The sequence below is a fragment of the Bacillus sp. BML-BC051 genome (genome assembly GCF_019656175.1).
Taxonomy (GTDB): Bacteria; Bacillota; Bacilli; order Bacillales; family Bacillaceae_G; genus Bacillus_A; species Bacillus_A mobilis.
Window position 1 is genome coordinate 1 of sequence record NZ_BPLI01000149.1, and the last position, 585, is coordinate 585.

Genomic DNA, 585 nt, shown 5'->3' on the forward strand with positions numbered 1-585 from the left:
GCAGGTAACACAGGTGCTACTGGTGCTACCGGACCTCAAGGTAACACAGGTGCTACTGGTGCCACTGGGCCTCAAGGTAACACAGGTGCTACCGGTGCCACTGGGCCTCAAGGTAACACAGGTGCTACCGGTGCCACTGGACCTCGAGGTAACACAGGCGCTACTGGTGCTACCGGACCTCGAGGTAACACGGGCGCTACTGGTGCTACCGGACCTCAAGGTAACACAGGTGCTACCGGTGCCACTGGGCCTCGAGGTAACACAGGTGCTACCGGTGCCACTGGGCCTCAAGGTAACACGGGCGCTACCGGACCTCAAGGCGTTCAAGGTAACACGGGCGCTACTGGTGCCACTGGACCTCAAGGTATTCAAGGTAACACGGGTGCCACTGGGCCTCAAGGTAACACGGGTGCTACCGGACCTCAAGGCGTTCAAGGTAACACGGGCGCTACTGGTGCCACTGGACCTCAAGGTATTCAAGGTAACACGGGTGCTACTGGTGCCACTGGACCTCAAGGTATTCAAGGTAACACAGGCGCTACTGGGCCTCAAGGTAACACAGGTGCTACTGGGCCTCGACCTCAA

At 59.0% G+C, this 585-nt stretch carries 1 pseudogene; it reads left to right on the top strand.

Going from position 1 to position 585, the window contains the following annotated elements:
* A pseudogene (locus K5S59_RS29715) lies at positions 1-585 on the top strand (collagen-like protein); the annotation flags it as partial.